Here is an 18928-nt window from a genome sequence, read left to right on the forward strand (position 1 = left end):
ATGAAAAATAACCTCAAAGTGCTTGTTGTCGATGATAGTCCCACGTTCCAAAGTTATGTTTCAGCGCTACTCATCGATGCGGGCTTCGAAGCTATTGTTTTCGGTACACTCGCAGAAACTATGGCGTACTTAGAATCAGAGCCTTCTCTGATTTGCTCTGTTCTTGACTACTGTCTGCCCGATGCCCCTAAAGGAGAAGTGATAGACAGTGTGCTCCAATCTGGATATCGAGCCATTGTTTTGACCGGCAATGCAGATAAGAATCTCAGAGAAGAGTTGCTGAAAAAAGGTATCGTCGATTACATCCTTAAAGACAGCGCAGTGTCTTTAGCATTTTTGGTGCCTTTGCTGAATCGTTTGGTTCAAAACACCAATAAAACTGCGTTAGTCGTCGATGATTCCCCCGTCATTACGCAATATCTTACTGAACTGTTGGAACGTCAGTATTTGAACGTAGTCACAGCGTCTAACGGACTTGAAGCACTTGAAGTACTGGAAAACACATGGGAAGTGAATCTCGTTATTACAGACAACGATATGCCTCTGATGAATGGTTTGGAACTCACTCAACATTTGAGATTGAATAAAACCCGAGACGAACTCGCCATTATTGGACTCTCTGCATCAAACAATCCCGATCTGATTCCCCAATTTCTAAAAGCGGGTGCCAATGATTACCTTAACAAACCCTTCAACCAAGAAGAGCTATATTGCCGTATACACGCAGTACTCGACATGCAAGACGCCAGCGAACAATTGTATTTCTTAGCCAACCGAGATGATCTCACTGGATTGTGGAATCGGAGATATTTTTTTAATTTTACAGACCAAAACCCGGCGCCTTTTAAAAGCATTGCCATGATCGATATTGATCATTTCAAAATGATCAACGAACAGTTTGGGCATAATGGTGGTGATCATGCGTTAAAGTCGATTGGGCAAATGCTTAACACCGCCTTCTCTTCTGCATTGCCTGCTAGGTTTGGAGGTGAGGAGTTTGTTGTGCTTTGTACTGGCAACTCTGATGTATTCAATGCCGAACTAGAGGCGTTTCGTAACGAGTTGGAAAACACCACCATTCATTACGAAGGCCAGCCTATGCGCCTTACAACCAGCATCGGAGTGGCAAGTGGAGAGCAGTCACTGCCTCAATTACTCAAGAGCGCAGACGACAAGCTATATGCAGCCAAAAACAATGGAAGAAATAACATCATCTATTAAAAAACCGCCTTTCGGCGGTTTCTTTTAAATGATTTGGTTCTTTTTCCACTCTTCAGCACGAGCAGCACGAGCTTCTCGCTTTTGCCTCGCATCACAAGGTTCAGGACAGTCGCATTCTTTCTCAATGCCAACCGAACCAAGTCCACCACAGCTACCGCTTATGGTTTTACGTTGAACAATGTAGCCGATCGCCATGCCAGCAATCACTAGCAAGAAAACCGAAAACGTTATCAGATACTCAGACATCTTTATGACCCTTAACGTGTTAGATATTTTGTAAACGCATCCGATGCGACTTCTGTAAAACCATTATCGGTCTTTACAATAAAAAATGCTGGGATATTTTCGCGGTTCGCCAGTGCTAAACCACGATCAGGCCCCATCACCATAAATGCAGTGGAAAGGCCATCAGCCGTCATGGATGATTTATCCAAAACGGTTACCGAAACCAAACGGTGGTTAATCGGTTTCGCAGTCTTCGGGTCGATAGTGTGTGAATAACGCACACCGTCTTCTTCGAAGTAGTTTCGATAATCGCCAGATGTTGCTACCGCCATATCGCCGGGTGCGATAATTTCTTGAATGGACTGCTGCTCTTCTCCTGGCTTTTCAATGGCGATTCGCCAAGGATGACCTTCACCATTCACGCCCTTTAGCTGAAGTTCACCACCGATTTCAACCAAATAGTTTTGCGCACCGAGTTGCGCTAGATAGTTTGCGACCACATCAACGCCAAATCCTTTAGCGATCGACGACAGATCGACATAAAGATCAGGGTTCGTCTTGGTGAGTGAATGAGCCGTAGCACTCAAAAACTCGATACCTGTCATTTGTCTGCGTTCAGCGATCAATTCATCACTAGGAACACGATCAGGGCGCCCTTCAGGACCAAAGCCCCATAAGTTAACTAAAGGCCCTACCGTCACATCTAGTGCGCCGTCAGACAGCAGATTTAAGCGAATGGCTTCGTTTACAACTTTGGCTGTGTCAGCTGATACAGTGAACGCATCGCTGTTCTTTTGCTGATTGAAACGGCTTAGTTCAGAGTCCTTGCGGTACGTCGACATTTGGTCGTTAACGAGCTCTAGGCGCTTATCTATTTCAGCTTGAACATCAACGGTACTTGGCATATCGCCTTTAGGTAAATACTTCACAGAATAGTAAGTACCCATGGTCGACCCCGTAAGGTGAACCTGCTTAGGCGCTTGGTCACATCCGGCCAAGAGAAAAATGCTGCTAACAATAAGACCGAGAGACAACAGGAATTTTTTCATTACTTCATCCGGTTGGTTGAAAATAGAGATTCAGGAACAACATCAACAAGAGACGCGAACCTATTTTAATACGAATCGCAGTATGCATTTGCTGTGTGATGACAATGCAATAGCGGAGAAATACCCACTGTGATTAGTATCGATGAATTGATGACGATGTAGATGCAAAATGGCTGACCCAAAGGCCAGCCATTTGTCTTTTCGACGCAAAGGTAATTAGCCGCCGAAGTCATCCAGAAGGATGTTCTCGTCTTCTACACCAAGGTCTTTCAGCATGCCAATAACTGCCGCATTCATCATCGGAGGACCACACATGTAGAACTCACAATCTTCTGGGGCATCGTGGTCTTTAAGATAGTTCTCAAACAACACGTTATGGATAAAGCCAGTGTAACCTTCCCAGTTATCTTCTGGTAGAGGATCTGACAATGCGCAATGCCACTGGAAGTTCGGGTTCTCTGCTTGAAGACCGTCGAAGTCTTCCACATAGAACATCTCACGCTTAGAACGTGCACCATACCAGAAAGACATCTTGCGGCTAGACTTCAAACGCTTAAGCTGATCGAAGATATGCGAACGCATTGGAGCCATACCAGCACCACCACCTACGAATACCATTTCAGCATCAGTGTCTTTTGCGAAGAACTCACCAAACGGACCAGAAATCGTACACTTATCGCCTTCTTTCAAAGACCAAATATATGAAGACATAATGCCTGGCGCAACATTTGGATTATTTGGTGGCGGCGTAGCAATACGCACGTTCAACATAATAATGCCAAATTCTTCTGGATAGTTCGCCATTGAGTACGCGCGAATGGTATCTTCGTTAACCTTAGACTCGTAACGGAATAGGTTAAACTTGTCCCAATCTTCGCGGTACTCTTCTGGTACGTCATAATCCGCATATTTAACATGGTGAGCAGGTGCTTCGATTTGGATGTAACCACCCGCACGGAAAGGCACTGATTCGCCATCAGGAATTTGCAGTTTAAGCTCTTTGATGAAAGTGGCTTTGTTATCGTTAGAGATAACTTCACATTCCCACTTTTTAACACCAAAGATTTCTTCCGGCAGCTCAATATCCATGTCAGTTTTCATTGCAACCTGACACGCTAGACGCTCGCCTTCACGCGCTTCACCCTTGCTAATGTGATCAAGCTCGGTTGGCAGAATATCACCGCCACCATCTTTGATCTTCACGCGACACTGACCACAAGAGCCACCGCCACCACAAGCAGAAGAAACGAATACACCAGCGCCAGCAAGTGCACTTAGCAGCTTGCCACCTGGTTGAGTGGTGATCGCCAAATTGGGATCGCCATTTACAGAGATGATGATGTCACCTGAAGGTACCAGTTTGGATTTGGCGAACAAAATCACCAATACCAAAGCCAGTACGATAAGAGTAAACATCACTACACCAAGAATAATGTCCATTGACTAATCCTTATATCGCGGTTTACCCGACTTACAGTTGAACACCAGAGAAAGACATAAAGCCCAACGCCATCAAACCTACAGTGATGAAGGTAATACCCAAACCACGTAAAGCTGGAGGAACGTCAGAATACTTCATCTTTTCACGAATACCTGCCAGCGCAACAATCGCTAGCATCCAGCCGATTCCCGACCCTGCGCCGTATACCACTGATTCTGCGAAATTGTAATCACGCTGAACCATGAAAGATACACCACCAAAGATCGCACAGTTAACTGTGATAAGCGGAAGGAAGATACCCAGTGCGTTGTAAAGTGGCGGGAAAAAGCGGTCTAGGACCATTTCCAAAATCTGAACCAACGCTGCGATAACACCGATGAAGGTGATAAAGTTCAGGAAGCTCAGATCAATGCCTGGTGCCAACGCGCCGTCTTTCAAAATCAGGTTATAAACCAGATTATTGACAGGAACAGCGATGGTCAGTACGACGATAACTGCGACACCTAGGCCAAATGATGTTTTTACTTTCTTAGATACAGCCAAGAAAGTACACATGCCTAGGAAGAATGACAGCGCCATGTTCTCGATGAAAATCGAACGAACCATAAGGCTAATGTAATGTTCCATTACGTCCTTACTCCTTCGCTTCTACTTGTTCAGGTTTGAACTCACGTATAACCCAGATCATAAAGCCGATCAGGAAGAACGCTGATGGAGCCAGCAACATCATACCGTTTGGCTGATACCAACCGCCTTCTGACGTCAGAGGCAGGATAGACACACCAAACAGTTTGCCAGAGCCCAACAGTTCACGGAAGAAGCCAACTGTGATCAATACAAAGCCGTAGCCAAGACCGTTACCAATGCCGTCAATGAATGATGGCAGTGGCGCAGACTTCATTGCATACGCTTCTGCACGTCCCATAACGATACAGTTGGTGATGATCAGGCCAACGAATACAGATAGCTGCTTAGAGATATCGTAAACGTACGCTTTCAAGATCTGGTCAACCACGATTACCAACGATGCAATGATCGCCATCTGAACGATAATACGCACAGAGTTAGGAATGTGATGACGAATAGCCGAAACAAACAGGTTTGAAAACGCTGTAACGAAAGTTACTGCTAGCGTCATTACAAATGCTGTTTCTAGCTTGGTGGTGACTGCTAGTGCAGAACAAACACCTAGAACCTGAAGGGCGATCGGGTTATTACTTAGGATCGGAGCCCATAGATTCTCTTTCAGTTCTTTAGTATCAGCCATTGTTCAGCTCTCCCTCTTGAACCTTCTTAAGGAACGCGCCAAAGCCATTGTCACCCAGCCAGAAGTCGAATGTGTGCTGAACACCGTTTGAAGTCAGTGTTGCACCAGACAAACCATCAATACCGTGGATGTCACCCGGTTGTGCGCCACCCTTCACCATGCGAATTGCAGGCTGACCTTTGTCGTCAAACAGCAATTTGCCTTCGAATTGTGAACGCCAGCGTGGGTTTTCAACTTCACCGCCAAGCCCAGGAGTTTCGCCTTGTTGGTAGTAAGCAATACCACCTACAGTGTTACCGTCAGTTTCAACAGCAACAAACGCGTACATCATGGACCACAGGCCGTTACCATGCATTGGCAGTATAACTTCGTCTGTCTGACCTTGCTCGTTCTTAACTAGGTAAACCTTAGCCAAGTTCGCACGGCGACCGATCTTGCCGAAATCTTCCTCAGCTGACAGTTTTACCGATTGAGCTGGATCAGACGCAGCGGCGCGTTGGTCATAGGCAGCAGCTTCTTCAACAGTTCCTGTAAAATCACCTGTCGACAAGTCAACAAGACGAGGTTCAATGAACTTATCAAAAGCGCCTTGAACGTCACCATTTGCATCAATGCCTGCAACAGACAAGATGTTGCGCTGAACGTCAAGAACTGCGTTTTTCTGCTGTAGAGGACGCAGAGACACCGCCGCAAAAGAAACCACGACTGAACAAACAAGGCTCAGTGCGATAACTACGGTCAGCGTTTTTTTAATGCTATCGTTATTGCTTGACACGAGCCAGTCTCCGTTTGATGTTGCCCTGGATTACCAGGTTGTCGAACAGCGGTGCAAACAGGTTCGCAAACAGGATAGCCAGCATCATACCCTCAGGGTAAGCTGGGTTAACCACACGAATCATCACTGCCATCGCACCAATCAGGATGCCATACCACCATTTTGCTTTATTGGTGAATGACGCTGAAACTGGGTCAGTTGCCATGAACATCATACCGAAGGCAAAGCCACCCAGTACCAAGTGCCAGTGCCAAGGCATGCTGAACATTGGGTTAGTGTCTGAACCAATGATGTTAAATAGCGTTGCCGTTGCAACCAAACCAATAAAGGTACCTAAAATGATACGCCATGATGCAATACGCATCGCGACAATCATTGCGCCACCGATAAAGATAGCCAGCGTTGACACTTCACCAATAGAACCAGGAATGTGACCAATGAAGGCGTCCATCCAAGTGATCGCGTTACCAGAAACGGTGTTTACTAGTGCGCCTTCACCACCTGCTGCCCACTGGCTCAATGCTGTCGCACCAGAGAAACCGTCCGCCGCAGTCCAAACCAAATCACCAGAGATTTGAGCTGGGTAAGCGAAGAAAAGGAATGCACGGCCAGCAAGAGCTGGGTTGAGGAAGTTACGACCAGTACCACCAAAGATTTCTTTCGCCACAACAACACCGAAGGTAATACCTAGTGCTGCCTGCCAAAGAGGAAGAGTGGGTGGAACGATCAACGCAAACAGGATTGAAGTAACAAAGAAACCTTCGTTGACTTCATGCTTACGCACCATACAGAAAAGGACTTCCCAGAAACCACCAACAATAAACACTGTTGCATAAATTGGTAGGAAGTAAGTTGCGCCAAGCAGCATCTTGCTTGCCCAACCCGCCTCTGGTGCCAACGAACCACCCAACATTTCTGTTAGCCAGTAGTGCCAGTTACCGCCCACAATCGACGCAAGCTGTTCAGCACCGTACATCGAGTTCAGCGCCATAATGGCCTGGTCACCCGCGTTGTACATACCGAAGAACATTGCTGGGAATACCGCCAGCCACACCATGATCATGATGCGCTTAAGATCGATACTGTCACGAACGTGAGCGCCACGCTTAGTGACAAGACCCGGCGTGTAAAGAACAGTGGCTACCGCTTCGTAAAGCGCAAACCATTTCTCGTGCTTGCCGCCCGGTTCAAAATGCGGTTCGATGTCTTCAAGAAATTTTTTCAAGCCCATGATTACCCTTCCTTCTCAATTTGATCAAGGCACTCGCGTAGCATTGGGCCAAAATCGTATTTGCCAGGGCAAACAAATGTACACAAAGCAAGATCTTCAGGATCCAGCTCTAGTGCACCTAGCTGAGCCATACTGTCCAGATCACCTGCACAGATATCGCGAAGCAAAAGCGTTGGCTCAATGTCCAGTGGCATAACACGCTCGTAGTTACCGATTGGCACCATTGAACGCTCACTACCGTTAGTGGTAGTGGTCATGTTGAACAGCTGGCCTTTAAAGAACTGACTCAGATACGCACGCGTTACTGAGAATTTGTTCTTGCCTGGAGTGATCCAGCCAAGCAGTTCTTTTTCACGACCTTCGCGTAACGCACTTACTTGTAAGTGGAAACGACCAAGGTAACCGTGAACACCGCCAGCTTGCGTACCACTCAGTACGGAACCAGAAATGAGACGGATTTCTCCAGGCATCAATTCGCTGTTAGTCAGCTCGTTGATTGAAGCACCAATTTGAGTTCGGATCAGGCGCGGGTTATTTACCACAGGACCAGCAAGAGCAATCACGCGGTCTGTGAAAAGTTCGCCTTCAAGGAAAAGCTTACCGAACGCAATAACGTCTTGGTAATTCAAATGCCAAACCTGTGCTTCAGCACCAACAGGACGAAGGAAGTGAATATGGGTACCAACCAGACCAGCTGGGTGAGGACCATTAAACACCTGCTCTTCCACATTGGACTGCGAGCTACGTGGTAGGCTTGACTCACCTTTACACACGTATACTTTGCCATCAGTTAAACGCGAAACAACGTCCAAACCAGCTACAAACGCCTCTTGCTGTTCATTAATGATCAGCTCAGGGTTTGCCGCTAGAGGATTGGTATCCATCGCGGTAACGAAAACAGCCTTAGGTTTTGCATCAACCTGTGGGTTTTTGCTAAATGGGCGGGTACGAAGCGCAGTCCACAACCCTGAATCCACCAACTGGTCTACAACCAATTGACGATCTAGGCCTGCGATTTCAGAGGCTTCATATTTGTTGAAAGTGACTTGCTCGTTGCCTTCAATTTCGATGACAACTGACTGAAGAACACGTTTCGCACCGCGGTTGATTTCAACCACAGTACCCGCTGCAGGTGCAGTAAATTTAACGCCTGAATTCTTTTTGTCTTCAAAAAGAACCTGACCTTTTTTCACTACATCCCCAACACGAACATGCATCGTTGGACGCATACCAACGTACTCTTCGCCTAGCAAGGCGACTTTTGTGATGGCTGGGCCATCATTTATCACCTGAGCAGGAACCCCTGAAACTGGGATATCCAAGCCCTTTTTTATTGTAATCATACGCACTTGCACTACATTAACGGGAAAAAAAAATCTGTTATTGCGCAGTTAATACACGACTTTCCACTGTCTGGCTGAACGATATTCAATCATAGCCTTCGCAACTTCCTCATCACCAACTCGCAACAATTTGACGTGCGGAGTCAGTTTTCAAGCGGTGGATTCTATCATCAACCAAAGATGCTATTCCACGGCAATCACCGTGATGCACCCTGTATTTTCGGCAACTGAGCAAAGTATCGCCAATTCAGGTCAATAAGTATGAGCGGGTGCACAAAATAGCGTGCAAAGCTCATGTGTGAAAATTGTTACAAAATCAACATAAGCGTCAAGAGCCCGCCTTGATTTTGATTTTCTCAATACACCAAAATCTTTAACAATCCACTAAAAATCACTTTTTATCAGACCCACTGCAAAAAACATTTTTGAGTTGTTGTGTATCTATTAAATAACTATTCGCGCAATAAAAGGGCCATTAATTTCAACAGCCCATCTCAATTATTTTGTATCTAGCAACGACCCGCCACGACAGGCTGGCGAAGCTGGTGAATGACCATTCAAATCATTCCACTCACTCTCAGTATATGTATGAATTGCCAAAGCATGGATATCATTTTGCAATTCATCGGCCAGTGTCTTATTTACCGCACGGTGCCTAGTGATCAATCGCTGCTCTTCAAAGTCTTTACTCACGACCGTCACTTTAAAATGACTTTCTGATCCAGGAGGCACGTTGTGCATATGGCTCTCGTTGAGTACTTCCAAAAAGATAGGTGAAAACGTGGTGTTCAGTTTCTGTTCGATTTTTTGTTGAACAATCATGTGTTCCTCTTTATTTATGACCTTTTTCCGGCAATGTCATCTTCGATTGCCGCAAGACAATTGCAGTATTCCTGTCTTCTGCGACAATATACATCATTATCACTAGCGCTTCGCTGATACCTCCCATGAAAACCACATTACAAATTGCAGACATAGCATTGGAATTGCTCCGTTATCCCTTGCAAAAGAACGAAACATTGCAAGCTTGGGACGCCGCGGATGAATATCTCATTGAGTACACCGAAGAGAAAAAGCTGGAACCGGGTGCACATATTCTGATTATGAATGACGGATTTGGTGCACTGAGTTGCTGGGCCTCATCGAAGGGATTTCGTGTCACTTCGGTCAATGATTCTTGGTTGTCGCAACAAAGTATTGAACAAAATCTAAAAGCTAATAACTTGGGCGATATTGAGAGGCTATCTTCGCTTGATACCCTGCCATCAGATATCGACATCGTTTTGATGAAGCTGCCAAAGAACAATCGCCTTCTAGTATGGCAACTTCAGCAAGTTTCTCAGCTCACCAGCAAAGAGATCTCCCTCGTTGCAGGTGCAAAAGTTAAAGATGTCCATACCTCAACACTCAAACTGTTTGAAAAGCATTTAGGAACAACGCAGACCTCGTTAGCCAAAAAGAAATCACGACTCATTTTCTGTCAAAAAGAAAAGCAGTTAGATGGCTTACCTGCTGCGACAACATCATTTGATGTGCCCGACTATCAACTCACGCTCGCTAACCACGCAAACGTCTTCTCATCAGAGAGTCTTGATATCGCCGCCTACTTGATGCTTCAACACATGCCCAAGAATGAAAACATTAAACACATCATTGATTTAGGTTGTGGTAATGGTGTGCTGGCAATTCAGGCGGCGAAACTTAACCCGCAAGCTAAAATCACTGCCGTTGACGAAAGTCATATGGCTGTGGCATCAGCCACTATGAACTTGGAAAATCACGATATAGCGCCATCAAGAACACATTGTATGGTGAATAATTGCCTAGATGGCTTTACACCAAATAGCGCCGATGTTGTGATGTGTAACCCTCCGTTCCATCAATTACAGACAGTGACAGATCACATTGCATGGCAAATGTTTTGTGACGCTCGACGGGTTCTTGAACCGAAGGGGAGAATTGTGGTTATTGGTAATCGACACCTCGGCTATCATACTAAATTGAAACGTCTTTTTGGCAATGCTCAAGTCATTGCTTCCAACCGTAAGTTTGTTATTGTCGAAGCTTATAAATAGCCAGACTTTAAAGGGATACGCTAACTCATGAAAAAACTTCTGCTCGTTTCCGGACTCGTGCTTGGCTTGAGTGCTTGTTCTACGCCTCAAGAACCCCAGTTAACCGTTGCACCTCAGCCGGTAATTTCCTCGGTGCCTGTTGCTCAAAATAAAGCACTGGTTATTGAAAGCCGTGATTTGCGTACCGCTCAATTTGTTGCTGTGGTTGATAATGGTCGTAAAAACGTTCAACCCATCCAATCAACCTCGAATGTGCGTATCGTCCTCGAAGATGCACTCACGCGCCAACTAAACTCTCAAGGTTTTCGTGTCGTAGCAGATAGCAAAGGTAAACTGCGTATCGATGTACTTGATGCTCTAGTCAAAGTTGAACATTCAGTGTTTTCACATGACATGACAACCAACGTCCAAATTCAGTTGGTTGCCGAAACAAGCGAAAACAAGTTCGTCAAACGCTACACGGGAAAATCAACGTCTGAAGGCGCATCCAGTGCTTCTGTAGAAGACATGGAAATCGCGTTGAACAGCTTACTAGAAGCCGTTCTGCAAGACATCGCACGTGATGCGCAATTAACGACCTTCATGAGCGAGAACTTCTAATGCGTTCCCTGATTAAGACCGCTGTGATCGCAGCGACATTCATCGTGTCAGCGCCAGCCATGGCCGCTAACCCTGTTGTAGAAGTGGAAACCAGTGTCGGTGACTTCAAGCTGGAGCTATATCCTGACAAAGCACCGAAGTCAGTCGAGAACTTTCTTCGTTATGTAGAAGATGGTAGCTACGTGGACACCCAGTTCCACCGAGTGATCAAAGGGTTTGTGGTCCAAGGTGGTGGTTACGACGCTACTTTTAACGCCCGTCCAAGCACTTACGGTGACGTCGTCAACGAATCCAAGAATGGACTTGGTAACGAACGCGGTACAATTGCCATGGCGCGTAAGTCGTCGCCTGATTCAGCAACACGTCAGTTCTACATTAACTTGCAGAACAACAGCAACTTAAATGGTTCGTCTTACAAATTTGGCTATACCGTTTTTGGTAAAGTGATCGAAGGCTTTAACGTCATCGAAAAGATGGCCAACACGAAGACAGTCACAATTCCACAAAGCGGCATGCGTGATGTCCCACAGCAACCTATAGTTATTGAGAATATCATCATCAATAACTAGCAGGTATAGGGATGCTAAAACTCATTGCGGACAATCCCGATCCCGACGTTAATGAAGCTATCGCTGGTCAGCATATTAAGACATATGCGCCAGCGTTCGCTTCTGAGGTGATCCGCTTTGTTCTGAGGCAGGCACCTTACGAGGAACTCAAACAATGTTGCCAACAACAATTTGTTGATTGGTGGAAGTTGTCGATGCCAAGTGGCTCTCCCAGCGATCCCTATGAATCTGTTTACTGGTATCTACTCTATTTGATCGAATCACGGCGTGAAGATGAATTGCGAGGAAATCGCTTTGCTAATCTACGGGTCAAAGAGTGCGCTTGTTATTTGATGAATAAGGAAAAAATTCCTGAATACGCACGTGGCATTCGCCCTTGAAGCACGGTAGCATGGCATTACGTATGTTACTTACAAGGACGTCAACACATGTCCCATGCACCTTCCTACTCATGGCGAGAAACGCTTCACAGTTATCTTGACCGCCGACTACTTTGGGTTTTTCTGCTTGGCTGCGCCAGTGGCTTTCCATTTGTACTTGTCGGTTCAAATTTAACTGGTTGGCTAAACGATTCCGGTCTAACCAAAGCAACAATTGGATTTGTTGGTGCAGTCAGCATTGTGTATGCACTAAATTTCTTCTGGGCTCCGTTTGTCGATAGAGTCAAGTTGCCTTACCTTCATCAGCGATTTGGACAACGAAGAAGCTGGATCCTGCTTATGCAGATTTTCATGCTTGTTTTTACGCTCTTAATTGCGAATACAGACCCTTCATTTAATTTATGGCTTACTACAATATTGGCGTTTGGTATCGCCGTATCTTCTGCAACTCAAGATATTGCGATTGATGCCTTTCGAATAGACAGCTTTGGAGAAAGTGAAAGCCGTAAACTTCCACAAGCCGCAGCAATGGCTGTTATTGGCTGGTGGACAGGTTACAGCCTTCCTGGTTATTTTGCCTTTATCAATGCCGATACAATAGGTTGGAATGGTGTGTATTACGGCATGGCAGCCTTTGTTGGCCTGCTAATCATCTTTACACTCTTTGTTAACGAGCCCAAAACAAACCGAGATACGCTGCAAGCAGAAGCTGAAACCCGATATGCAAAGCACTTAAGTCAAGGTAAAAGCAATCTATTGGTGTGGTTTTCAGTCACTATTATCGAACCTTTTGCCGACTTTTTTAGACGAAATGGTGTTCAAGTAGCGCTAACGCTACTGCTTTTCGTTTTTCTCTTCAAAATCGGCGAAGCCTTCTTGGGCAGGATGTCAGTCGTATTCTATAGAGACATTGGTTTTAGCAATGAAGACATTGGTTATTACTCCAAGCTCATCGGTTGGGGGGCAACAGTCATATTCACCTTAATCGGAAGTGCCGTCAATGTTCGCTTTGGCGTCGTCAAAGGTCTGCTGATTGGTGGCATCGCCATGGCAAGCAGTAACTTGATGTTTGCTCTTATAGCTCAAGTAGGTCCAAGCGAGGATCTCTTCCTTGCCACGGTGATCGTCGATAACTTTACCAGTGCTTTTGCCACCATAGCATTTGTGTCTTTCCTGACACATTTAACGGGTCGTGCATTCTCAGCAACTCAATATGCTTTGTTAGCTTCTCTTGGTAATTTAAGCAGGACTACATTGTCCTCGTTTAGTGGTGTGATGATAGAAAAGATAGAAAAATTCGAATGGTTGAATCATATCGACTGGCTGAATCCGTGGTCATTGTTCTTTATTCTCACAACCCTCATGGTTATACCAAGCCTCGCCATGATTGTAGGGCTACGCCATCACTTCAAAGCGCTTACTGACAAACAATAAACTGCTTAAACCTGTTTAACCCGCGACGCATGTCGCGGTTTTTTTCTTTATATCTGTTGAATACCTTTACGTCGTCATCTTTTGAAACACTTATCTCGAATGTAATCCGTTTCAACGAGATCCAGATCACAACTAGCAAACGTTTGCTATTTCATTGCATTTTCTTTTTTGAACTTTCCCCTAGAATGGCGCTCGCAACGGCAGAGGTCTAACCACAACGGTGTCTTTGCCACTCCTTTCTCATGATGTAAAGAGAACAAAAAATGCGCAAATCACTTTTAGCTCTTAGTCTAATCGCAGCCACTTCTGCACCTGCATTCGCGGCTGATTACTCAACTGGTGTTCGCAACAACGATTACTCGTGGATGCAATTCAACGCGATGCACACTATCGACGAGAAGCCTGGTGATGCAAACCACACTTACTTAGAAATGGAGTTTGGCGGTCGCTCAGGTATCTTCGATCTATACGGTTACGTTGATCTGTTCAACCCTAGTAACAGCTCAAGCAGCGAAAAAGATGGCGCCGATCGTCTGTTCATGAAATTCAACCCACGTATGTCTCTAGATGCCGCAACTGGCCTTGACCTATCTTTCGGCCCAGTGCAAGAACTGTACATTGCAAGCGAAAACATCATTGATGGTGGCGATGCTGGTTACAAAACTAAATGGGGTCTTGGCTCAGATGTAATGGTTCCTTGGTTCGGTAAAATGCAGTTCAATTTGTATGCGCGCCATGACCTTCAAAACCATGAGTGGAACGGTTACCAAATCTCCACTAACTGGTTTAAACCATTCATTAACTTTGAAAATGGTTCATTTATCTCTTACCAAGGTTACCTAGATTACGAGTTTGGCTTAGACGACAACAATGGTGCAAACTCTAGCCATGGTGGCGCAATGTTTAACGGCATCTACTGGCATGTTGATAACTTCGCTCTTGGCTACGGTTTGAAACTTTACCAAGATGTGTATGGCATCGAAGATAGTTCAGCATTCGCATCTTCTGGTGTTGGTCACTACTTCGCTGCTACCTATAAGTTCTAATATCTGAACTTATATTTAGAGATGGCATAAATTGCTCGTCTATTAAGCAAGTAATTTGAAATAAAGAAAAGCAGCCAATCGGCTGCTTTTCTTTATTCAAGATTCGGTGAGTTCAATTTCAATGGTATCCTTTGGATTACTTTATCGAAAAGGAAAAAGTATGCGTTTCACGCTTGTCGGCGCCGGAGCCGTTGGCACTCTTTGGGGGCTTAAGCTTCACGAAGCTGGGCACCAGCTTCACTTTTGGACGCGAGCTGAACAGTATTCGTTAGCGCGAGGTTTTGATTCTCAAACCGAACAGTATTTCCATGCCAATAATGCCAGAGCGCTCAAAGAGAGTGACTGCATTATGGTTTGCGTGAAAGCCTTCCAAGTCGATACCGCTCTGAACAGCGTGTTACCCCATATTCATCCCGACACACCCATTATTCTCATGCACAACGGCATGGGAACCGCCAGCCAAGCGCTTACCAAACTCGGCGACACACCTTTATTGTTGGCGACAACGTCTCAGGCTAGCTTGCGAATCTCCGAAAAAACCATTCAGCACACTGGCGTTGGCGAAACACGGTTAGGTGGTGTTAACCAAAATGGGAAACAATGCGATTTCATGGCGGAGGTTCTCAACCATGCGCTTGCCCCTTGCTCGTGGGAAAGCAACATTGAAAGCGCTTTGTGGCAAAAGCTCGCGATAAACTGCATGATCAATCCATTGACAGCAATCCATCAAATTCCTAATGGCGATCTCACTCAGCCAGCGTTTAGGGATAAACTCAGTAAGATTGCCCGCGAAGTTGCCAACGTGATGCAAGCGGAGGGCATGGATACAAACAGCGATATCTTATTGAAAAGCGCCCTATCCGTTGCCGAGGCGACGGCATCAAATTATTCTTCAATGAACCGTGACATATACTTTAAACGCCCTTCTGAGATAGACGCGATTACGGGATATTTGATTCATTGTGCAACGCGTCATGGAATTGCAGCGCCGCAAAATCAGGCGCTATACAACGCAATAAGAAATTTGGAGTCATCCTATGACAACCCCTAGTGTATTAGTGTGCCTTGCCCACGGCACAGAAGAAATTGAAGCGGTGGCAGTCATTGACGTCATGGTGCGAGCTGGCTTTAACGTAACCACAGCCAGCGCAGCAGAAAATGGAGAGTTGACCCTGACCTGCTCTCGCGGTGTCAAACTGGTTGCCGACGCGCCTCTGGTTAAAGTGGCTGACGAAGAATACGATTGCATAGTCATACCCGGTGGTGTTGATGGAGCAACAAGTTTAGGAGAGAGCGCTTTAGTATTGGAGATGCTTCGTCAGCAGCAATGTGATCAGAAATGGGTCGCCGCCATTTGCGCCGCCCCTGCGCTGGTACTGGAGAAAAATGGTCTATTCCCTGACGCACACAAAGCCTGCCATCCCGCATTTATCCATCAGATCAACGAGGAAAAGCGCAACGCCAAGCGCGTATTCACCGACCATGACCACCACTTGATCACCAGCCAAGGTCCAGGTACCGCGCTAGAATTTGCCGTTGAGATCGTGTTAGTACTGGCAGGAAAAGAAAAAGCGAAGGAAGTAACAGATCCTATGGTGATGATCCCGAGCCTTCACTACGACAAAAAGTTTGCGTAACGACGTTTCACCAAAGAGTGAGGCGCGTAAAAAAACCGACCTTGGGTCGGTTTTTTTGTTCTGTTGCTTACGTCGCGAAACCTTATAAGGTCGCAGAGAGCTATCGTCGTTTGAATTTACGGACGATATACCTTCACATTCGCGTAGCCATTTTCTTGCAGGTATAGCGCCTGTAAACGGCTCATTACGCCACGGTCGCAATACAGCAAATAAGTTTTGCTTTGGTCTAGATCGCCAAATTTCGTCGCTAATTTGAAGAATGGAACATGAATGACTTCCACGCCGTCGATTTCAAGCGGGCTGTTGTCTTCTTCTTCTGGGCTGCGAATATCCAGCACAACTGCGCCTTGGGCTATTTCATCCACCAACTCAACATCTGGTGCTTTTTCTTTGCTTTGCTTTTCGATCTCGCGAATATCAATGGTGCGAGCTTCACGGACCACTTGCTCAAGGATCTCAAAGTTAAACTTAGCTTCTTCAATCTCTAACTTTTCTTTCTCAGCCTTAATAGTTGGCTTGCGAGAAATTACGCCACAGTACTCGGGCATTGTTTTTGCGAAATCTTCAGTGCCAATTTGGCGCGCCAAGCCAATGATATCTTCTTTGTCCCAGTTAATAAGAGGACGAAGGATCAACGTATCTGTCGCGTTATCAATATGACGAAGGTTGGTTAACGTTTGGCTAGAGACTTGGCCTAACGCCTCGCCAGTTACCAACGCCTGAATACCATTTCGCTCAGCCATCATTGAAGCAGCACGCATGAACATACGCTTCAAGATAACGCCCATTTGGCCATCTTCAACCTTTTCCAAGATCTCAGCCACTACCGGTTCAAAGTCGATAGAAACAAATTTTACTTTCGCAGAAGAACCAAACTTCTCCCACAAGTAATAAGCCGTTTGCTGAACACCAATCTCGTGAGATGCGCCACCAAGATTAAAGAAACAGTAATGCACCTTACTACCACGTTTGATATGCAAGTAGCTTGAAACGCCTGAGTCAAAACCACCAGAAATCAAACTCAACACATCTTCCTGTGTGCCTAGAGGGAAGCCACCCAAGCCCTTAAAGCGCTCGCGCACCACGTTAACGTTTTCTTTGTCCACTTCAAGGTGAACCGTGATGTCAGGATTCTTCAGTTTAACGCTGGCTGATTCCACGTCTTGATTCAAGCCGCCACCAACATAACGCTCAACTTCGATCGACGTAAAAGGATGATTACCACGGCGCTTAGCTCGTACACAGAAAGACTTACCTTCCAGCTGATGGCTTACCGTTGCAGCAACGATCTCATAAATATTATGTAGATCAGTAAACTCTGTTTGTTCCACTTCAAGCACATGGTGAATACCTGGAGTGCTCGTCAGCATTGTCAGCGTCAGTTCACGTTGAGAAGCATCTTTTAGCGAAACCTCGATATGGTCACGACGATTAAACACCGCCATAGCGACTGACTTTCGCTTAAGAACATTTCGGATATTACCTTCCAGAATCTTCGTGAAGCGTTTCCGTACAGATTCACTTTTGACCATCACCTCAGGGTGAATTTTTACGATAAATTTCATAACAGGTTTCGCTACAGCTTCAGTAAAGGCGCGGATTATACATCAAGCACAACGTATGCGAAATAACCCACTCAAAACGACAAAGGCAGTGCTTTCACACTGCCCTTCTTTTATTAGTAGAACGCCAAGGTCTAATTTTCCTGTATTGGCTCAACCGGTGAGTCTGCTGAAATGGCGTCTGACTCACGAGGCTTACCCTGCATTACCGCAATTTCAACACGGCGGTTTTTCGAGCGATTCTCAGGCGTATCATTAGGTAAACGTGGTGTCGTGCCCGCCATGCCTTCAACCCGCATTCGCATGGGATCAAAGCCACTCACTTTTTCCATCTCTTGAGCAACAGAGACTGCTCGCTGTGCAGACAAGTCCCAATTTGAACGATAGAGCTCAGAATCTAGTGGTGTGTCATCAGTATGGCCTGATACGCGAATAATCCCTGGAACGTCTTTAACCAACTCTGCAATTTGACGAACAAGTGGCCGAAACTTAGGTTGTAAGAACGCTGAACCTGCTGGAAACGCGCCATTTTCTCGGATACGAATAATCAGTTGCTGTCCGAGGTTTTCAACTTCGACCGCACCTTCTTCAACTTCACGTTCCAGTGCTTGAACCATCATTTGAGCGGTACTCGACATTTGCTCAACGTCTTGCTCTTGTTCCTGCATAGAAGCTTCAGACGCCGTCGACCCGCCTTCAAGTTGTGCTGACTCACGTTGTGAACCACCAGCACGGTCAGACTCACCATCTTGAAAATCCAACGTACGCTGGGTCATATCAATGGTTTGCTGCATGATAACTTCAATCGGGGTGGGTTCTGGGCGACCTGGGCGAAACTCCTGAGCAATCACACTCGTGCCTTTAGGAATATCTTTCACCTCAAGTAGGTTCTGCACACCAAATGCAAACTTCATTGAGCCCGCAATCTGCTTGAACTTAAGTACGTCCATTTCCGAAAACGAAAGTAGAAGTACGAAAAAGCACATCAAAAGAGACATCAAGTCGGCGAACGTACCCATCCAAACCGGCAGGCCTGGGGGGGGACATTTGCATTCTTCTTCCATACCAGACTC

General features: G+C 45.8%; 20 protein-coding genes. 9 read left to right on the forward strand and 11 right to left on the reverse strand.

Annotation, left to right across the window (positions count from 1 at the left end; translation table 11 throughout):
* Positions 1-1221, forward strand: a complete 1221-nt coding sequence (locus L4D06_RS14175; protein WP_429740085.1) for a GGDEF domain-containing response regulator — start codon at positions 1-3, stop codon at positions 1219-1221.
* Between the two features lie 24 nt (positions 1222-1245).
* Here L4D06_RS14175 and nqrM read toward each other — a convergent pair whose 3' ends face one another.
* The 9 genes from nqrM to bolA all read right to left on the reverse strand — a co-directional run bounded on the left by nqrM (position 1246) and on the right by bolA (position 9374).
* A complete protein-coding gene (nqrM, locus tag L4D06_RS14180) occupies positions 1246-1467 on the reverse strand; it encodes a (Na+)-NQR maturation NqrM (protein ID WP_028023664.1) in 222 nt (73 codons plus the stop codon).
* A gap of 11 nt (positions 1468-1478) precedes the next feature.
* Positions 1479-2495: an FAD:protein FMN transferase gene (locus L4D06_RS14185; protein WP_429740087.1), complete on the reverse strand. Its 1017-nt coding sequence runs from the start codon at positions 2493-2495 to the stop codon at positions 1479-1481.
* Positions 2496-2711: 216 nt separating this feature from the next.
* Positions 2712-3935 carry an NADH:ubiquinone reductase (Na(+)-transporting) subunit F gene (nqrF, locus tag L4D06_RS14190; protein ID WP_429740089.1) on the reverse strand — a complete coding sequence of 408 codons (1224 nt, stop codon included), beginning with the start codon at positions 3933-3935 and terminating at the stop codon, positions 2712-2714.
* Between the two features lie 31 nt (positions 3936-3966).
* Positions 3967-4563, reverse strand: coding sequence for an NADH:ubiquinone reductase (Na(+)-transporting) subunit E (nqrE, locus tag L4D06_RS14195; protein ID WP_016959698.1), 597 nt, complete (start codon positions 4561-4563; stop codon positions 3967-3969).
* Between the two features lie 7 nt (positions 4564-4570).
* Positions 4571-5203 carry an NADH:ubiquinone reductase (Na(+)-transporting) subunit D gene (locus tag L4D06_RS14200; RefSeq protein ID WP_274163561.1) on the reverse strand — a complete coding sequence of 211 codons (633 nt, stop codon included), beginning with the start codon at positions 5201-5203 and terminating at the stop codon, positions 4571-4573.
* Positions 5196-5978 (reverse strand): Na(+)-translocating NADH-quinone reductase subunit C, encoded by a 783-nt coding sequence (locus L4D06_RS14205; protein WP_274163562.1) that lies wholly within the window; start codon positions 5976-5978, stop codon positions 5196-5198. Before L4D06_RS14205 ends, L4D06_RS14200 begins: the two co-directional genes overlap by 8 nt.
* Positions 5965-7209 carry an NADH:ubiquinone reductase (Na(+)-transporting) subunit B gene (locus tag L4D06_RS14210; protein WP_274163563.1) on the reverse strand — a complete coding sequence of 415 codons (1245 nt, stop codon included), beginning with the start codon at positions 7207-7209 and terminating at the stop codon, positions 5965-5967. The genes L4D06_RS14205 and L4D06_RS14210 overlap by 14 nt, the downstream gene beginning before the upstream one ends.
* Positions 7210-7211: 2 nt before the next feature.
* Complete coding sequence (locus tag L4D06_RS14215; RefSeq protein ID WP_274163564.1) at positions 7212-8552, reverse strand: Na(+)-translocating NADH-quinone reductase subunit A; 1341 nt, start codon at positions 8550-8552, stop codon at positions 7212-7214.
* A gap of 498 nt (positions 8553-9050) precedes the next feature.
* Complete coding sequence (gene bolA / locus L4D06_RS14220; RefSeq protein WP_274163565.1) at positions 9051-9374, reverse strand: transcriptional regulator BolA; 324 nt, start codon at positions 9372-9374, stop codon at positions 9051-9053.
* Between the two features lie 125 nt (positions 9375-9499).
* On the opposite strand from bolA, the gene L4D06_RS14225 reads away from it, so the two are divergent.
* The 8 genes from L4D06_RS14225 (at position 9500) to L4D06_RS14260 (ending at position 16293) form a co-directional block, all read left to right on the forward strand.
* Positions 9500-10627 carry a methyltransferase gene (locus tag L4D06_RS14225; RefSeq protein ID WP_429740093.1) on the forward strand — a complete coding sequence of 376 codons (1128 nt, stop codon included), beginning with the start codon at positions 9500-9502 and terminating at the stop codon, positions 10625-10627.
* A gap of 27 nt (positions 10628-10654) precedes the next feature.
* On the forward strand, positions 10655-11227 hold the full coding sequence (locus L4D06_RS14230) for a YajG family lipoprotein (RefSeq protein WP_274163567.1): 573 nt from the start codon (positions 10655-10657) through the stop codon (positions 11225-11227).
* The gene (locus L4D06_RS14235; RefSeq protein WP_429740094.1) at positions 11227-11796 is read left to right on the forward strand and encodes a peptidylprolyl isomerase; all 570 of its coding nucleotides are present in this window, start codon (positions 11227-11229) and stop codon (positions 11794-11796) included. Before L4D06_RS14230 ends, L4D06_RS14235 begins: the two co-directional genes overlap by 1 nt.
* Before the next feature lie 11 nt (positions 11797-11807).
* Positions 11808-12176 carry a hypothetical protein gene (locus L4D06_RS14240; protein WP_274163569.1) on the forward strand — a complete coding sequence of 123 codons (369 nt, stop codon included), beginning with the start codon at positions 11808-11810 and terminating at the stop codon, positions 12174-12176.
* 48 nt (positions 12177-12224) lie between these two features.
* Positions 12225-13610 carry an AmpG family muropeptide MFS transporter gene (locus L4D06_RS14245; RefSeq protein ID WP_429740096.1) on the forward strand — a complete coding sequence of 462 codons (1386 nt, stop codon included), beginning with the start codon at positions 12225-12227 and terminating at the stop codon, positions 13608-13610.
* A 263-nt stretch (positions 13611-13873) separates the two neighbouring features.
* Positions 13874-14656, forward strand: coding sequence for a nucleoside-specific channel-forming Tsx family protein (locus L4D06_RS14250; RefSeq protein ID WP_429740098.1), 783 nt, complete (start codon positions 13874-13876; stop codon positions 14654-14656).
* 160 nt (positions 14657-14816) lie between these two features.
* Entirely contained in the window at positions 14817-15707 is an 891-nt protein-coding gene (gene panE / locus L4D06_RS14255; RefSeq protein ID WP_429740099.1) for a 2-dehydropantoate 2-reductase, read from the forward strand.
* Positions 15694-16293, forward strand: a complete 600-nt coding sequence (locus L4D06_RS14260) for a DJ-1 family glyoxalase III (RefSeq protein ID WP_274163573.1) — start codon at positions 15694-15696, stop codon at positions 16291-16293. The genes panE and L4D06_RS14260 overlap by 14 nt, the downstream gene beginning before the upstream one ends.
* Positions 16294-16409: 116 nt before the next feature.
* Here L4D06_RS14260 and thiI read toward each other — a convergent pair whose 3' ends face one another.
* The gene (thiI, locus tag L4D06_RS14265) at positions 16410-17858 is read right to left on the reverse strand and encodes a tRNA uracil 4-sulfurtransferase ThiI (RefSeq protein ID WP_274163574.1); all 1449 of its coding nucleotides are present in this window, start codon (positions 17856-17858) and stop codon (positions 16410-16412) included.
* 131 nt (positions 17859-17989) lie between these two features.
* On the reverse strand, positions 17990-18919 hold the full coding sequence (locus L4D06_RS14270) for a flagellar motor protein MotB (protein ID WP_274163575.1): 930 nt from the start codon (positions 18917-18919) through the stop codon (positions 17990-17992).
* Between the last annotated feature and the right edge of the window lie 9 nt (positions 18920-18928).

This window comes from Enterovibrio makurazakiensis (genome assembly GCF_050336585.1).
Classification (GTDB): Bacteria; Pseudomonadota; Gammaproteobacteria; order Enterobacterales; family Vibrionaceae; genus Enterovibrio; species Enterovibrio gelatinilyticus.

Excerpts from the sequence above, each read along its gene's own strand:
- nqrM (WP_028023664.1), bottom strand. The coding sequence starts at position 1,467 with ATGTCTGAGTATCTGATAACGTTTTCGGTTTTCTTGCTAGTGATTGCT.
- panE (WP_429740099.1), top strand. The coding sequence starts at position 14,817 with ATGCGTTTCACGCTTGTCGGCGCCGGAGCCGTTGGCACTCTTTGGGGG.
- L4D06_RS14250 (WP_429740098.1), top strand. The coding sequence starts at position 13,874 with ATGCGCAAATCACTTTTAGCTCTTAGTCTAATCGCAGCCACTTCTGCA.
- L4D06_RS14175 (WP_429740085.1), top strand. The coding sequence starts at position 1 with ATGAAAAATAACCTCAAAGTGCTTGTTGTCGATGATAGTCCCACGTTC.
- L4D06_RS14245 (WP_429740096.1), top strand. The coding sequence starts at position 12,225 with ATGTCCCATGCACCTTCCTACTCATGGCGAGAAACGCTTCACAGTTAT.
- L4D06_RS14230 (WP_274163567.1), top strand. The coding sequence starts at position 10,655 with ATGAAAAAACTTCTGCTCGTTTCCGGACTCGTGCTTGGCTTGAGTGCT.
- L4D06_RS14185 (WP_429740087.1), bottom strand. The coding sequence starts at position 2,495 with ATGAAAAAATTCCTGTTGTCTCTCGGTCTTATTGTTAGCAGCATTTTT.
- L4D06_RS14270 (WP_274163575.1), bottom strand. The coding sequence starts at position 18,919 with ATGGAAGAAGAATGCAAATGTCCCCCCCCAGGCCTGCCGGTTTGGATG.
- L4D06_RS14225 (WP_429740093.1), top strand. The coding sequence starts at position 9,500 with ATGAAAACCACATTACAAATTGCAGACATAGCATTGGAATTGCTCCGT.
- L4D06_RS14210 (WP_274163563.1), bottom strand. The coding sequence starts at position 7,209 with ATGGGCTTGAAAAAATTTCTTGAAGACATCGAACCGCATTTTGAACCG.
- nqrF (WP_429740089.1), bottom strand. The coding sequence starts at position 3,935 with ATGGACATTATTCTTGGTGTAGTGATGTTTACTCTTATCGTACTGGCT.
- L4D06_RS14215 (WP_274163564.1), bottom strand. The coding sequence starts at position 8,552 with ATGATTACAATAAAAAAGGGCTTGGATATCCCAGTTTCAGGGGTTCCT.
- thiI (WP_274163574.1), bottom strand. The coding sequence starts at position 17,858 with ATGAAATTTATCGTAAAAATTCACCCTGAGGTGATGGTCAAAAGTGAA.
- nqrE (WP_016959698.1), bottom strand. The coding sequence starts at position 4,563 with ATGGAACATTACATTAGCCTTATGGTTCGTTCGATTTTCATCGAGAAC.
- L4D06_RS14200 (WP_274163561.1), bottom strand. The coding sequence starts at position 5,203 with ATGGCTGATACTAAAGAACTGAAAGAGAATCTATGGGCTCCGATCCTA.
- L4D06_RS14240 (WP_274163569.1), top strand. The coding sequence starts at position 11,808 with ATGCTAAAACTCATTGCGGACAATCCCGATCCCGACGTTAATGAAGCT.
- L4D06_RS14260 (WP_274163573.1), top strand. The coding sequence starts at position 15,694 with ATGACAACCCCTAGTGTATTAGTGTGCCTTGCCCACGGCACAGAAGAA.
- bolA (WP_274163565.1), bottom strand. The coding sequence starts at position 9,374 with ATGATTGTTCAACAAAAAATCGAACAGAAACTGAACACCACGTTTTCA.
- L4D06_RS14235 (WP_429740094.1), top strand. The coding sequence starts at position 11,227 with ATGCGTTCCCTGATTAAGACCGCTGTGATCGCAGCGACATTCATCGTG.